Annotated in this window: 9 protein-coding genes; 5 read left to right on the top strand and 4 right to left on the bottom strand. The window is 75.7% G+C overall.

Annotation, left to right across the window (positions count from 1 at the left end; translation table 11 throughout):
* Window positions 1–38: 38 nt before the first annotated feature.
* A complete protein-coding gene (locus ACI79I_RS20900) occupies window positions 39–1157 on the bottom strand; it encodes a PQQ-dependent sugar dehydrogenase (protein WP_456994238.1) in 1119 nt (372 codons plus the stop codon).
* Window positions 1158–1367: 210 nt separating this feature from the next.
* On the opposite strand from ACI79I_RS20900, the gene ACI79I_RS20895 reads away from it, so the two are divergent.
* Window positions 1368–2324 (top strand): 2-hydroxyacid dehydrogenase, encoded by a 957-nt coding sequence (locus tag ACI79I_RS20895; protein WP_456994237.1) that lies wholly within the window; start codon window positions 1368–1370, stop codon window positions 2322–2324.
* Between the two features lie 10 nt (window positions 2325–2334).
* Here the strand turns inward: ACI79I_RS20895 and argG are convergent, their stop codons facing one another.
* From argG to ACI79I_RS20880, 3 genes are all read right to left on the bottom strand, one after another.
* Complete coding sequence (gene argG, locus ACI79I_RS20890) at window positions 2335–3783, bottom strand: argininosuccinate synthase (protein WP_456994236.1); 1449 nt, start codon at window positions 3781–3783, stop codon at window positions 2335–2337.
* A 63-nt stretch (window positions 3784–3846) separates the two neighbouring features.
* Complete coding sequence (locus ACI79I_RS20885; protein ID WP_456945708.1) at window positions 3847–4215, bottom strand: PH domain-containing protein; 369 nt, start codon at window positions 4213–4215, stop codon at window positions 3847–3849.
* Window positions 4216–4221: 6 nt separating this feature from the next.
* Window positions 4222–5061, bottom strand: a complete 840-nt coding sequence (locus ACI79I_RS20880) for a helix-turn-helix transcriptional regulator (RefSeq protein ID WP_456994235.1) — start codon at window positions 5059–5061, stop codon at window positions 4222–4224.
* Between the two features lie 89 nt (window positions 5062–5150).
* Here ACI79I_RS20880 and ilvD point away from each other — a divergent pair, with 89 nt between their 5' ends.
* From ilvD to ACI79I_RS20860, 4 genes are all read left to right on the top strand, one after another.
* On the top strand, window positions 5151–6878 hold the full coding sequence (gene ilvD, locus ACI79I_RS20875) for a dihydroxy-acid dehydratase (protein WP_456994234.1): 1728 nt from the start codon (window positions 5151–5153) through the stop codon (window positions 6876–6878).
* Between the two features lie 118 nt (window positions 6879–6996).
* Window positions 6997–9621, top strand: coding sequence for a putative bifunctional diguanylate cyclase/phosphodiesterase (locus ACI79I_RS20870; RefSeq protein WP_456994233.1), 2625 nt, complete (start codon window positions 6997–6999; stop codon window positions 9619–9621).
* Window positions 9621–12359, top strand: coding sequence for a putative bifunctional diguanylate cyclase/phosphodiesterase (locus tag ACI79I_RS20865; protein ID WP_456994232.1), 2739 nt, complete (start codon window positions 9621–9623; stop codon window positions 12357–12359). The genes ACI79I_RS20870 and ACI79I_RS20865 overlap by 1 nt, the downstream gene beginning before the upstream one ends.
* Before the next feature lie 247 nt (window positions 12360–12606).
* The gene (locus tag ACI79I_RS20860; protein WP_456994231.1) at window positions 12607–14478 is read left to right on the top strand and encodes an acetolactate synthase large subunit; all 1872 of its coding nucleotides are present in this window, start codon (window positions 12607–12609) and stop codon (window positions 14476–14478) included.
* Window positions 14479–14503: the final 25 nt, after the last annotated feature.

Here is a 14503-nt window from a genome sequence, read left to right as displayed (position 1 = left end):
CCGAGCGGGCCCCTCGCGGGCCGCTCGGGCACGAGGGCTCACAACGGGGAGTCGGAGGAGCCGCCCGGCGGGAGGATGCGCAGCACCTTGTCGTCGTCCTCGGCCGGGGTGCCGATGCCGTCGCGGTTGGACGTGGTGATCCACAGGGCGCCCTCGGTGTCGAGGACGACGGTCCGCAGCCGGCCGTAGCGGTCGGTCAGGAACGCGGTGGGCTCCTCGACGGCGACCCCGGTCGCGTCGAGCTGGACCGTGTGCACCCGCCGACCGTCGAGGGCGCCGAGGAAGACGGTGCGGCCGGAGACCGCGCAGCCGCCCAGGCCGCCCTCCACCGCCGGGACGTCGACGACGGGGCCGAGGCTGTCCGGCCGGTCCTCCGGCGAGCCGTAGTCGCCGCCGTCGGTGAGCGCGTTGAGCTCGTCCGCGCCCTCCGCCGCGTCGTCGGTGGCGAAGACCGTCTCGTCCCCGCCGAGGCACAGCGCCGTGACGTCGCGGTGGCCCTGGCTGAACACCGGGCCGTCCCCGCCCACCGGCTGGCCGAAGACGTCGACGTGCAGCACCTTGCCGGCCAGCGACGCGGGGTCCTGGGCCAGGCCCGCGTTGCCGGTGTCGCCGGTGCCCACGTAGAGCGTGCCGTCGAGGCCGAAGAGCAGTCCGCCGCCGTTGTGCGTCTCGCCGCGCGGGATCCCGGTGATGACGGGGTTGGGCGTGCCGCCGATCGGGAAGCGGACCACGCGGTTGTCGGTCGCGGTGGACACGTAGGCGTAGAGCAGGCCGTCCTCGGCGAAGGTGGGGGACAGCGCCAGCCCGAGCAGCCCGCCGTCCCCGGCGGTGTCGATGCCGCCGACGGTCATCAGCTCCTCGGCGGGGGAGCGGTCCGGGAAGACCTGCAGCAGCCGGCCGGTCTCCCGCTCGCCGACGATCGCGCTGCCGTCGGGCAGCACGACCAGGCCGGTGGGCACGGTCAGGCCCGAGGCGACGACGTTGGGGTCGCCGCCCTCCTCACCGGAGTTCGGCTCGGCGGGGTCGCCGGGGGCGGGGGGCGGCGTCGACTCGGTGGGCGGCCCCACCTGCGGCGGCGGACCCTCGGGCAGCGGCCGGAACGGGCCGGACGGCTCGTAGCCGCCACTGCCGCACGCGGCCAGGACCAGCGTCAGCACGGCGGCGCCTGCCGCGGCTCCCGCCCGTCTGCCGCGCCGCCCGCCCACACCTGAACAGTACGTGCGCCCGGCGGCCCCGTGCCGGGCCCCGGCGCCGCGCCCAGGCCTGCTGCGGGCGTGCGAGCGGCGGGGGGCAGGTGGCCCCGTCCCGGGTCCCGCCCTGAGCGTGCGGAGGGTGGGGAGGACGGGGTCCTCCTAGGGTCGGTGTCCGTGGCCCCCGAGATCCCCGGTTCGCAGATCGTCGGCCCGGAGGAGACGCTGCACGTGCTCGTCCCCTCCTCGGCCCTGGCCGCGGCCGTGGAGGCGGTCTCCCCACGGGTACGCGCCCACCGGGTCCCGCCGACGGGCGGACCGCCGTCCGGGGAGGCCGCGCAGGCGCAGGTGTGGGTCCCCGGCGGCGGCACCGGGGTCCCCGACGGTTTCCTCGCCGCGCTCCCGCGGCTGCGGCTGGTCCAGCTGCTCAGCGCCGATGCGGAGCGGTTCGCCGGCCGGCTGCCCGAGGGAGTGGTCCTCTGCAACGCCCGCGGGGCGCACACGCCGGCCACGGCCGAGTGGGTGGTGGCGGCCGTGCTGGCCGCCCAGCGCGGGATCCCGGAGTTCGTCCGCGAGCAGGACGCCGGCCGCTGGACCCCGACCGCTTTCGGCACCGTGGTGGGCGCGCGCGTGCTCGTGGTCGGCGCCGGGGACATCGGCCGCGCCGTCGGCCGGATGCTCGCCGGGTTCGACGTCGACCTGACCTACGTGGCCCGCACCCCACGCGAGGGCGTGCACGGCACCGACGAGCTGCCACGGCTGCTCCCGGAGGCCGACGTCGTCGTGGTCATCGTCCCGGTGACGGAGGAGACGACCGGCCTGGTCGACGCCCGGTTCCTCGCCGCGATGCGGGACGGCGCACTGCTGGTCAACGCCGCCCGCGGGGTCGTGGTGGACACCGGTGCGCTGCTGGCCGAGCTGCGGTCCGGGCGCCTGCGGGCGGCGCTGGACGTCACCGACCCCGAGCCCCTGCCGCCCGGCCACCCGCTCTGGTCGGCCCCCGGCCTGCTGCTCACCCCGCACGTCGCGGGCAACGTGCCCGACACCAACGAGCGCGCCGCGGCCGCGGTCACCGACCAGCTGGCGCGCGTGCTGGCCGGCGAGCCACTGGCGAACGTGGTCGGGGTCTACTGACGCCGGGCGCTCAGTCGGTGCCGGACTCCATCGCGGCGCGGTCGAGCAGCTCCTCGTCGGTGGGGACCCGGCCGCGCGAGGCGATCGCCTCGGCCCCGCCCTCCGCCATGGCGCCGATCAGCCCGGTGGAGGCCGCCTGGGCGACGCCGATGGGGGCGGGGTGGGCGCCGCCGACCATGCCGATCGCCGCGTACTGCTCGAGCTTGGCGCGGGAGTCGGCGATGTCCAGGTTGCGCATGGTGAGCTGGCCGATCCGGTCCACCGGCCCGAAGGCGGAGTCCTCGGTGCGCTCCATGGACAGCTTGTCCGGGTGGTAGCTGAACGCGGGTCCGGTGGTGTCGAGGATCGAGTAGTCCTCGCCCCGCCGCAGCCGCAGCGTCACCTCGCCGGTCACCGCCGTCCCCACCCAGCGCTGGAGCGCCTCCCGCAGCATCAGCGCCTGCGGGTCCAGCCAGCGGCCCTCGTACATCAGCCGGCCCAGCCGCCGTCCCTCGCTGTGGTAGGTGGCGAGGGTGTCCTCGTTGTGGATGGCGTTGACCAGCCGCTCGTAGGCCGCGTGCAGCAGCGCCATCCCCGGCGCCTCGTAGATGCCCCGGCTCTTGGCCTCGATGATGCGGTTCTCGATCTGGTCGGACATGCCCAGGCCGTGCCGGCCGCCGATGGCGTTGGCCTCGAGCACCAGGTCGACCGCCGAGGCGAACTCCTTGCCGTTGATCGTCACCGGCCGGCCCTGGGCGAAGCCGATCGTGACGTCCTCAGGGGCGATGTCGACGTCGGGGTCCCAGAACCGCACGCCCATGATCGGCTCGACGATCTCGATGCCCGCCTCGAGGTGCTCGAGCGCCTTGGCCTCGTGGGTCGCGCCCCAGATGTTGGCGTCGGTGGAGTAGGCCTTCTCCGTGCTGTCCCGGTAGGGGAGGTCGTGGGCCAGCAGCCACTCCGACATCTCCTTGCGGCCGCCGAGCTCGGTGACGAAGTCGGCGTCCAGCCACGGCTTGTAGATCCGCAACGACGGGTTGGCCAGCAGGCCGTAGCGGTAGAAGCGCTCGATGTCGTTGCCCTTGAAGGTCGACCCGTCGCCCCAGATCTGGACGTCGTCCTCGAGCATGGCGCGCACCAGGAGGGTGCCGGTCACCGCCCGGCCGAGCGGGGTGGTGTTGAAGTAGGCCCGGCCACCGGAGCGGATGTGGAACGCGCCGCAGGTCAGGGCGGCCAGGCCCTCCTCCACGAGGGCCGCCCGGCAGTCGACCAACCGGGCGATCTCCGCGCCGTAGGCGCTGGCGCGCCCGGGCACCGAGGCGATGTCGGGCTCGTCGTACTGGCCGATGTCGGCGGTGTAGGTGCAGGGGACCGCCCCCTTGTCGCGCATCCACGCGACCGCTACGGAGGTGTCGAGGCCGCCGGAGAAGGCGATCCCGACGCGCTCGCCGACGGGCAGGGACGTGAGCACCTTGGACACGGGTAAGAGTATGCATGGCGGTGAATGGTCATGCAAAATGCCCGCTCGGCCGGGCGGCGGAGGTCAGGCGGGGTCGGGGATCCGGCCGCCGGAGAGCGCCGCCAGCCGGGGCAGGTCCCGGGCCCTCAGCACCGGCAGCCGCACCTGCGTGCCGCCGGTCGTGACCAGCCACAGGTCACCGCGCTCGGCGACCCGGATGCCGGCCAGCTCGGCCCAGGGCACCCGGCGCCGGCCGGCGAGGGAGCGCACCGTGATGCCGTCGTCCCCGACGTCCACCCCGACGCGGAGGACCCACAGCGCGACGAGGACGGGCACGAGCAGGAACACCGGCGTCCAGGACGCGGCGAAGGCGAGTGGGACGGCGCAGATGAACAGGAAGCCGACCGGGAGCAACGCCGTCCGGCTCATCCGCAACCGGGCGGGAGCGACCACGGCTGCTCATCCTCCCAGACGGCCGCCGTCGGCCAGCCGCGCGAGCCGGGCCGCGGCGTCGCTGCCCTCCGCGGCGGTGTAGACGACCATCTGCAGGCCGGGCGCGTCCGCGGGCGTGAGCTGGTGGTGCTCGAGCAGCAGCGTGCCGACCTCGGGGTGCTCGAAGCGCCGCTCGGAGGAACTGAACCGGTCGACGTCGTGACTGGCCCAGCCGGCGCGGAAGTGGGGACTGGCCGCCTCGAGGCGGGCGACGAGGTCGACCACGTCCCGGTCGGCCAGCCGCGGCCCCACCTCGGCGCGGAACTGGGTGAGGAACCGCCGGCTGTCGGTCGTCCAGTCGCCGAGCAGCTCGCGCACCGCCGGGTCGGTGAAGACCAGCCAGAGCAGGTTGCGGTCGGCGGGCGGGACGGCGGCCACCCCGGGGTAGAGCCGCTCGTAGGCCCGGTTCCAGCCGACGATCGACCAGCTCGGGGTGATGACGTAGGCGGGGGAGGAGCCGAGGGCGTCCAGCAGTCGCTGCACGTGGGCCGGCATCCCCTCCGGCGCGGCCGCCACGGGCGTGCTGCCGTGCCCGGTCAGCCGGCGGACGTACTCGTGCTCGGCCGGCGACATCCGCAGGGTGCGGGCCAGGGCGTCGACGACCTGGCGGGAGGGCCGGATGTCGCGGCCCTGCTCCAGCCACGTGTACCAGGTGTGGCTCACCCCCGACAGCAGCGCGACCTCCTCGCGCCGCAGGCCCGGCGTGCGGCGGGCGCCGCCGGTCGGCAGCCCGGCCTGGCGGGGGTCGACCTGGCGGCGGCGGGAGCGGAGGAAGTCGGCCAGCTCCCGGCGCGCGGACGGCGGCACGGCGGCTCCCCGGGACGTCGGTGGTGGTGTCGGTACCAGTATCGGCGCTCTCTCGGCGGCGGCCCGCGACCGGCCTACGCTCTGCGGACGTGAGCATCGGCGAGGACCTCATCCCCGGACACGAGTCCCACAGCGGGACCCACAGCCCCTTGAAGCCGCGCAGCTACGAGGTGACCGACGGCATCGCCAAGGCCCCGGCGCGGGCGATGCTCCGCGCGGTGGGCATGGGCGACGACGACTGGGACAAGCCGCAGATCGGCGTCGCGTCGTCGTGGAACGAGATCACCCCCTGCAACCTCTCCCTGGACCGGCTGGCCAAGCGGGCCAAGGAGGGCGTGCACGCCGCCGGCGGCTACCCGCTGGAGTTCGGCACGATCTCGGTCTCCGACGGCATCTCGATGGGCCACGAGGGCATGCGCGCGTCGCTGGTCTCCCGCGAGGTGATCGCCGACTCGGTGGAGACGGTCGTGTTCGCCGAGCGCCTCGACGGCACGGTCCTGCTGGCCGGCTGCGACAAGTCCCTGCCCGGCATGCTCATGGCCGCCGCCCGGCTCGACCTCGCCAGTGTGTTCGTCTACTCCGGCTCGATCCTGCCCGGGCGGCTCGGTGACCGGGACAACCTGACGATCATCGACGTCTTCGAGGGCGTCGGCGCCTGTGCCCGCGGGCTCATCAGCCGCGAGGAGCTCGACGCCATCGAGAAGGCGGCCTGCCCCAGTGAGGGCTCCTGCGGCGGCATGTACACCGCCAACACGATGGCCAGCGTCGCCGAGGCCCTCGGGATGGCCCTGCCCGGCAGCGCCGCCCCGCCGGCCCCCGACAGCCGTCGCGACGCGGTCGCCATCGCCTCCGGCGAGGCCGTGGTGAACCTGCTGCGCCAGGGCATCACCGCCCGCCAGATCATGACCCGCGAGGCGTTCGAGAACGCGATCACCGTGGTCATGGCGCTCGGTGGCTCGACCAACGCCGTGCTGCACCTGCTGGCCATCGCGCACGAGGCCGGGGTCGACCTGACCCTCGAGGACTTCAACCGGATCGGCGACCGCACCCCGCACCTGGCCGACGTCAAGCCCTTCGGCCGGTTCGTCATGACCGACATCGACCGCGTCGGCGGCGTGCCGGTCGTGCTGCGCGCGCTGCTCGACGCCGGGCTGCTGCACGGCGACGTCCTCACCGTGACCGGCAAGACGATGGCCGAGAACCTCGCCGAGATCGCCCCGCCGGACCTGGACGGCACGATCGTCCACGCGATGGACGACCCGATCCACAAGACCGGCGGGCTCACCATCCTGCGCGGCTCGCTGTCCCCGGACGGCGCGGTCGTGAAGTCCGCCGGCTTCGACGCCGACGTCTTCGAGGGCACCGCCCGCGTCTTCGACGGCGAGCAGGGCGCGATGGACGCCGTCACCGAGGGCACCCTGCAGGCCGGCGACGTCGTGGTGATCCGGTACGAGGGCCCCCGGGGCGGGCCGGGCATGCGCGAGATGCTCGCCGTCACCGGCGCGATCAAGGGCGCGGGCCTGGGCAAGGACGTCCTGCTGCTCACCGACGGCCGGTTCTCCGGCGGGACGACGGGCCTGTGCGTCGGTCACGTCGCCCCCGAGGCCACCGACGACGGCCCGATCGCGTTCGTCCGGGACGGCGACCGGATCCGGCTGGACCTGCGCTCCCGCACCCTCGACCTGCTGGTCGACGAGGACGAGCTGGCCCGCCGCCGGGAGGGGTGGACGCCGCTGCCGCCGCGCTACACCACCGGCGTCCTCGGCAAGTACGCCAAGCTGGTCGGGTCCGCCGCGCAGGGGGCCATCTGCGGCTGAGCCCGGCTGGACGGCGCCGGGTCGGGGCGGGCCCCCCCCTTGGGGTGAGGCCCGCCCCGCTGCGCTGTTGCGGCTCCGTCCTCGTGCCGAGACAGCACGTGTGGACAGGCTGCGATGGGTGCTCCTGGGGAGCGCCCTGCTCGGGGTGGTCACCTGTGCGGTGGCCGCCGTCACGCCCGGTCCCGGCGTCGCCGCCGACGTCGCTGTGGCGGCGATGGGCCTGGCCGCGGCCGGGGTGATGTGGCGTGCCGCCGGGTCCCGCGGCTGCGGGGCGCGCGGGTGGCGGCTGATCGCCGTCGCGCCCCTGCTCCCCGTCGCCGGCCAGGTCGCCGTGGTCGCGGCCGCTCCGGCCGACCCGATGCAGTCCGTGCTGCTCCGCTGGGGCCCCACGGTCCCCGGCTACCTGCTCGTCGTGCTCGGCTGCCTCAGCCTGGTCGACCGGGGCCGGGTGCGCCGCGGGCTGCGCTCGGGCGTCGAGGTCGCCCTGTTCGGCACCGCCTGCGTTCTCGCGGTCCAGTTGCTCGTCCTCGGCCCCGGCCGGAGCTGGCTGGAGCTGCGTCCGGCGCAGGCGGCCGTGCTGGTCGCCGCCGTCCTGGTCACCTCGGCCACGGTGACCTCCGCCCTGGTCCTGCTCGGCGTGGTGGAGAGCTCGCGCCAGCGCATGGCGCTCGTGCTGCTCGCCGGCGCGCTGCTCACCACCGCCGGCCGGGCGCTGAGCACCTCGGCGATGCTCTCCGGCGGTTCCGCGGCGACCGACCTCAGCCGCTTCCTCGTCGTCGGCGGCCTGGGCCTGCTCGCCGCCGCCGCGCTCGCCGACCCCGGCCCGAGCCCGGACGCCGGCGCCCGGCCCCGCCCGCGCGGCGGCCGGTCCACCCGCCTGGGCGAGCTGCTCCCGCACGTGGCGATGGTCGCGGCCCTGCTCGTCGGCGCCGGGGACGCGCTGCTCACCGGCCGGTCCAACCCCGTCGTGGTCGTCGGGGTCATGGCGTGCGCCGTCCTCGCCGCGGTGCACCGCTGGGTCACCGCCCGCGACGAGCAGCGCCTGGGCGCCCGGCTGCGGCGCAGCGAGGCCTACTTCCGTTCCCTGGTCTCCGCCAGCGGCGACGCCGTGCTCATCCTCGACGGCGACCTGCGGGTCACCTGGGCCTCGCCGACCGTCGCGACGACGCTGGGGGACCCCGATCGGGTCGTGGCCGGCCGGGACCTCCTGGAGCTGGTCCACCCCGAGGACGCGCTGCCGGTGGCCCGCGCCCTGCAGCCCGAGGCCGACGGCACGCCGGTGAGCGGCCTGCTCCCGATGCGGCTGCGGCACGCCGACGGCACCTGGCGGCACCTGGAGGCCAGCGTCTCCGACCTGCGGCGCGACGCGGACGTGGGCGCGGTCGTGCTGCACTGCCGGGACACCACCGAGCGCGTCGAGCGCGAGCGCGACCTGGAGCAGGTGGCGTTCACCGACCCGCTCACCGGGCTGCCCAACCGGGCCGGCTGCGAGCGGGTGGTGCTGGAGGCCCTCGCCCGGCCCGAGGCGCCGTGCCGCAGCCTGCTGCTCATCGAGCTCGACGGCGTCGACGCGGTGCGCGAGACCGCCGGGCTGGACGTGGCCACCACGGTGCTGGTCGAGGTCGGCCGGCGGTTGCGGGCCACGGTCCGGGACACCGACGTGGTCGCCCGCGTGAGCGGCGGGTCGTTCGCCGTCCTCGCCGAGGGCGCGCCGCACACCGTCGACCTGCTCGCCGACCGGTGCCTGTCGGTCATCGAGCAGCCCGTCGACACCCCGGCCGGGATCTTCGACCTCACCGCCAGCATCGGCACCGTCGAGCTGGAGCCCTGCCAGTCGGTCGCCGACCTGCTGGCCCGCGCCGAGCTCGCCGTCCGGGCGGCCGCGGCCTCCGGCCCGGGGAGCGCGCTGCGCTACCGGCCGGCGCTGGGCAGCGCCGCCGCCCGGCGCGGCCGGCTGCGCGACGACCTGCCCGGCGCCTGGACCCGCGGGGAGTTCTCCGTGCTCTTCCAGCCGGTGGTCTCCCTGGAGGAGCAGCGGGTCACCGGCGTCGAGGCGCTGCTGCGGTGGCGGCACCCCGAGCTGGGGGAGGTCCCGCCCGCGGAGTTCGTGCCGATCGCCGAGCGCGCCGGTGTCATCGGTGACCTGCAGCGGTGGGCGCTCGAGCACGCGGCGACCGTCGTCGTCGGGCTGCCGCAGACCGGCGCCCCGCTGCGCCTGGGCGTGAACATCTCCGCCTCCCACGTCGCGGCCCGCACGCTGGTCGGCGACGTCGCCTCGGTGCTGCACAGCACGGGGCTGGCACCGGAGCGGCTGGTCCTGGAGATCACCGAGGCCACAGTGCTGGCCGAGGGCGACCACGTGGCCGTGGACATCGAGGCGCTGCGCCTGATGGGCGTGCACGTGGCCCTGGACGACTTCGGTGCCGGCCGCTCGTCGCTGGCCGACCTGACCCGGCTGCCGATCGACGTGCTCAAGCTCGACCGCCCGCTGGTCGGTCGCGTCGACCGCGACCCGAAGAGCCGGGCCCTCTGCGAGTCGGTGGTCACCATCGGCCGGGCGCTGGGCCTGGACGTGGTCGCCGAGGGCGTGGAGACGCCGGCGCAGCTCGGTGCGCTGCGCGCCCTGGGCTGCGGCTTCGCGCAGGGCTTCCTGCTGTCCCGTCCGATGCGGCTGGGCGAGCTCACCGAGCTCCTGGCCGACGGCACCGGCCTGCTGTGGCCGGGGCTGGTCGGGTCGCGCTGATGGCCACCGTGCCGAGCGCTCGTGCCGGCCGCCGCGCCCGGGTGCTCACGCTGGCCCTGCTCGGGGTGCTGGCGGCGGTCACCGCCGTCCTCGAGGGGACCGGCTCCCCGCACGCCTCCCGGCTGGTCCCGGTGTGCCTGGCGCTGGGGTCCGCCGCGGCCGCGGTCGCCGTCGACCGCGGCGCCGCCCGGCTGCCCGGACGGGCGGGCCGGCCCTGGCGGGGCCTGGCCCTCGCCGCCGGGCTGCTGGCCCTCGGGCAGTGCCTGGCCGTGCTGCGCGCCGCGGGCGGTGACCTGTCCTCCGGTGGCGTGGAGGACCTCCCGATGCTCGTCGCGGTGCCCGTCGCGATGGCCGCCGCGAGCTGGCTGCTGCCGCCCCGCGAGGGCCGCCGGCTGGGCTCCCGGGTGCTGCTCGACGGCGCGGTCGTCACCCTCGCCGTCGCCGTGCTCGGCCACGTGCTCCTGGGCCCGCTGCTGGATGACGTGCAGGGTGCGGCCGACGGGCTGATCTCGGTGGGCTACCCGGCCGTCGGTGCGCTGCTGTGTGGCATCGGGCTGGTCACCGTGACGGGCGTGCCCGGTCCCCGGCGGCGGGCGGCCACGTGGCTGCTGCTGTGCTTCGCCGCGATGGCGGTCGTCGCCGTCGGCGGTGCCCTCGGCCGCACGGACGGCGGAACGGGGCCCGCGGTCGTCACCGAGCTGGCCTGGCTGGCCATGCTCGCCGCCGGCGTGCTCGGGGTCGGCGCCGACCCCGGGGACCCGGTCACCCCGGACGACGACGGCCTGGGCCTGCCGGTGCGCGGCATCGCGCTGGCCTACGCCGCGTCCTCCGGCGTCCTGCTCATGCTCCTCGCCGGGGCCCTCGACGGGCGCCCCCTGCCCGTGGCCGAGGCCGGCGGGGGAGCGGTGCTCGTCGTCCTGACCGCCGTCCGCACCGTCCTGCTGACCCGGGACGGGCACCGGCTCACCGGGCGGCTGCAGCGCGCCGAGGGCTACTTCCGCGCGCTGGTGCACAGCGGCGACGCCGTCACCGTCGTCCTCGACGCCTCCGGGCGGATCGGCTGGGCCTCGGGACCGGTCCAGACCCAGCTGGGCTGGCCCGAGGCCGAGCTCGCCGGCACCCCGCTCGCCCCGCTGCTGCACCCCGACGACCGCGACCTCGTCGACCGGGTGCGCGCGGCGGTCGGCAACCGGACCGGCACCGACGGGCTGCCCGCGACGGTGCGGCTGCGGACGCGGGAGGGCGCGTGGCGCGACGTCGAGGTCTCCGGTGCCGCGCGGGCCGGGGCAGGCACCCGCAGCCGCGACGGGCTGGTGCTGCACCTGCGCGACGTCACCGACCGGCGCAGCAGCCAGCGCGAGCTGGAGCGGCTGGCCTACACCGACTTCCTCACCGGCCTGCCCAACCGGGCCCGCTTCATGGCCGCCCTCGACGAGGCGCTGGCCACCGGCCGGCCGGGGAGCGTGCTGCTGGTCGACCTCGACGGGTTCAAGGCGGTCAACGACGTCGCCGGCCACGACGCGGGCGACCGGCTGCTGTGCGAGGTCGCCGAGCAGCTGCGCACCGCCGCCCGCGAGGAGGACCTCGTCGCGCGGCTGGGCGGCGACGAGTTCGCCGTCCTGGTGCGCGCCGGCCGGGCGGAGGCCACGGCGCTGGCCGGGCGGCTGGTCGAGGTGCTCGACCGGGACCACCGGCCGGTGGCGCCCGACGGCAGTGCCGGCAGCGGACCGGTCTTCGCCGTCTCCGGCAGCGTCGGCGTGGCCGAGCTGCGGTCGGCAGACGACGCCGCCGAGACCGTCCGCCGCGCCGACCTGGCGCTGCGGACGGCCAAGGCGGCCGGCAAGAACTGCGTCCGGACCTCGGGGGAGGCGCTGGACCGCGTGGTGGACCGGCGCGCCCGGCTGGCGCGCGACCTGCCGGCCGCGATCGCCGGCGGCGGCCTGTCCCTGGTGTTCCAGCCGGTCGTCGGGGTGGACGAGGGCCGCGTCCTCGGGCTGGAGGCCCTGGTGCGGTGGCAGCACCCGGAGTTCGGCTCGGTGCCGCCGGACGAGTTCGTCGCCCTCGCCGAGGACGACGGCCTGGTCGTGCCGCTGCAGCGGTGGGTGCTCGGCGCCGCCACGGCGGCCCTCGCGCCGCTGCTGGCCCGCGGGCTGGACCTGCAGCTCGGCGTCAACGTCTCCGTCCGGCACCTGCAGGCCGGCTGCCTGGTGCCCGACGTCACCCGGGCCCTGGCCGAGTCCGGGGTGCCGGCGCACCGGCTGATGCTCGAGATCACCGAGTCGGTCCTGCTCGGCGCCGAGGACCGGGTGGACGGCGACCTGACCGCGCTGCGCGACATGGGCTGCGTGCTCTCGCTGGACGACTTCGGCAAGGGCCACTCGACGCTGGCCCGGCTGGCCCGGCTGCCGGTCGACGTCCTCAAGATGGACCGCGCGTTCGTCGCGCACATCGAGGAGGACCCCCGCACCGCCGCCCTCGTCGGCAGTGTCGTCGAGCTCGGCCGGACCCTGGGCATGGACGTCGTCGCCGAGGGGGTCGAGACGCCGGGGCAGCTGGCCGCGCTGGCCGGGCTGGGCTGCCGCTTCCTGCAGGGCTACCTGCTCGGTCGGCCGGTGCCCGCCGAGACGGTGCCGGAGGTGGTCGTCGGCTTCGACCCGGCGGTCCTCGCCGCCGCGGGCGTGGGCGTCCGTCCCACACATGAGGACGCCGGTGTCCACCTGGTGGGACAGGATGGTTGACGGGCCGCTCGTCGAGGCGCACAGTGAGCGGGTGCGCCCGGCCAGCCTGCTCCTCGTAGTCGCCTAGCGCGTCGGTCGCCCGACCGACGCGCTCACCCCTCTGTGCCAGCGGCACGAGGGGTTTTTCGTTTGCGGGCCCCCTGACCGTCCCGGACAGCGGCCGGCCCGCGCCCGCAGGCAGCCGGGCCGCACACCGCACGGCCCCCGAACCGACGGCCCCCAGACCGGGGCACTGCCAGGAGACGCCATGAACAGCACCACCCCGGGCGAGTCCGCCAGCCGCGAGGCGGCCGCGTCGCTCACCGGTGTCGAGACGACCGCCCGCTCGGTCGAGACGGCCGCCCCCGAGCCGCTCACCGGCATCACCGGGGCGCAGAGCCTCGTCCGGTCGCTCGAGGCCGTCGGTGTGGAGGTCGTCTTCGGGATCCCCGGCGGGGCGATCCTCCCAGCCTACGACCCGCTGTTCGACTCCACGGTGCGCCACGTGCTGGTCCGGCACGAGCAGGGCGCCGGTCACGCGGCCACCGGGTACGCCCAGGCCACGGGCCGGGTCGGCGTCTGCATGGCCACCTCCGGTCCCGGTGCGACCAACCTGGTGACCCCGCTGGCCGACGCGCACATGGACTCGGTCCCGGTCGTCGCGATCACCGGTCAGGTGCCCAGCGCCTCGATCGGCACCGACGCCTTCCAGGAGGCCGACATCCGCGGCATCACGATGCCGATCACCAAGCACAACTTCCTGGTCACCGACGCCGACGAGATCCCGCAGAAGATCGCCGAGGCGTTCCACCTGGCCGCGACCGGTCGCCCCGGCCCGGTGCTGGTCGACATCTCCAAGGACGCGCTGCAGGCCACCACGGACTTCGCCTGGCCGCCGCGGCTGGACCTGCCCGGCTACAAGCCGACCACCCGCCCGCACGGCAAGCAGGTCCGCGAGGCCGCGGCGCTGATCGCCCGGGCCGCTAGGCCGGTCCTCTACGTCGGCGGCGGGGTGCTCAAGGCGCGGGCCACCGCGGAGCTCGCCGAGCTCGCCGAGCTCACCGGCGCGCCCGTCGTCACCACCCTCATGGCGCGCGGCGCGTTCCCCGACAGCAGCCCGCAGCACCTGGGCATGCCCGGCATGCACGGCACCGTCGCCGCGGTCACCGCGCTGCAGAAGGCCGACGTCATCGTCGCCCTGGGCGCGCGCTTCGACGACCGGGTGACCGGACAGCTGTCCTCCTTCGCGCCCGGTGCGCTCGTCGTCCACGCCGACATCGACCCGGCGGAGATCGGCAAGAACCGCCGGGCCGACGTCCCGATCGTCGGCGACGCCCGGGAGACGATCGCCGAGCTGGTCACCGCCCTGCGCGCCGAGCACGAGGTCGGCCGCACCCCGGACCTGTCGGCCTGGTGGGCGCAGCTGGACACCTGGCGGGAGAAGTACCCGCTGGGCTACGACTGGCCCGAGGACGGCGCGCTGTCCCCGCAGTACGTCATCGAGCGGCTGGGCGCCATCGCCGGCCCCGACGCGATCTACGCCGCCGGCGTCGGTCAGCACCAGATGTGGGCCGCCCAGTTCATCCGGTACGAGAAGCCGGGCACCTGGCTCAACTCCGGTGGGCTCGGGACGATGGGCTACGCCGTCCCGGCCGCGATGGGCGCCAAGTACGGCCGCCCCGACACCACCGTGTGGGCGATCGACGGCGACGGCTGCTTCCAGATGACCAACCAGGAGCTGGCCACCTGCGCCATCGAGGGCATCCCGGTCAAGGTCGCGATCATCAACAACGGCAACCTGGGGATGGTCCGGCAGTGGCAGACCCTCTTCTACGAGGGCCGCTACTCCAACACCAAGCTGCACCCGGTCGACGAGAACGGGACGCCCAAGCCGGTGCGCATCCCCGACTTCGTCGCCCTGGCCGAGGCGCTGGGCTGCGTCGGGCTGCGCTGCGAGAGCAAGGACGACGTCGACGCGGTGATCGAGAAGGCCATGGCGATCGACGACGCCCCGGTGGTCATCGACTTCGTCGTCGGCCACGACGCCCAGGTGTGGCCGATGGTCGCTGCGGGCGCCAGCAACGACGACATCATGGCCGCGCGCGACGTCCGCCCGGTCTTCGGCGACGGCCAGGTCTGATGGAGGACCCCGTTCCTCCCCACCA

It is taken from the genome of Geodermatophilus sp. SYSU D01105 (assembly GCF_054050095.1).
This window is presented reverse-complemented; position numbering and strand designations above follow the sequence as displayed.

Excerpts from the sequence above, each read along its gene's own strand:
- ACI79I_RS20865 (WP_456994232.1), top strand. The coding sequence starts at position 9,621 with ATGGCCACCGTGCCGAGCGCTCGTGCCGGCCGCCGCGCCCGGGTGCTC.
- ACI79I_RS20860 (WP_456994231.1), top strand. The coding sequence starts at position 12,607 with ATGAACAGCACCACCCCGGGCGAGTCCGCCAGCCGCGAGGCGGCCGCG.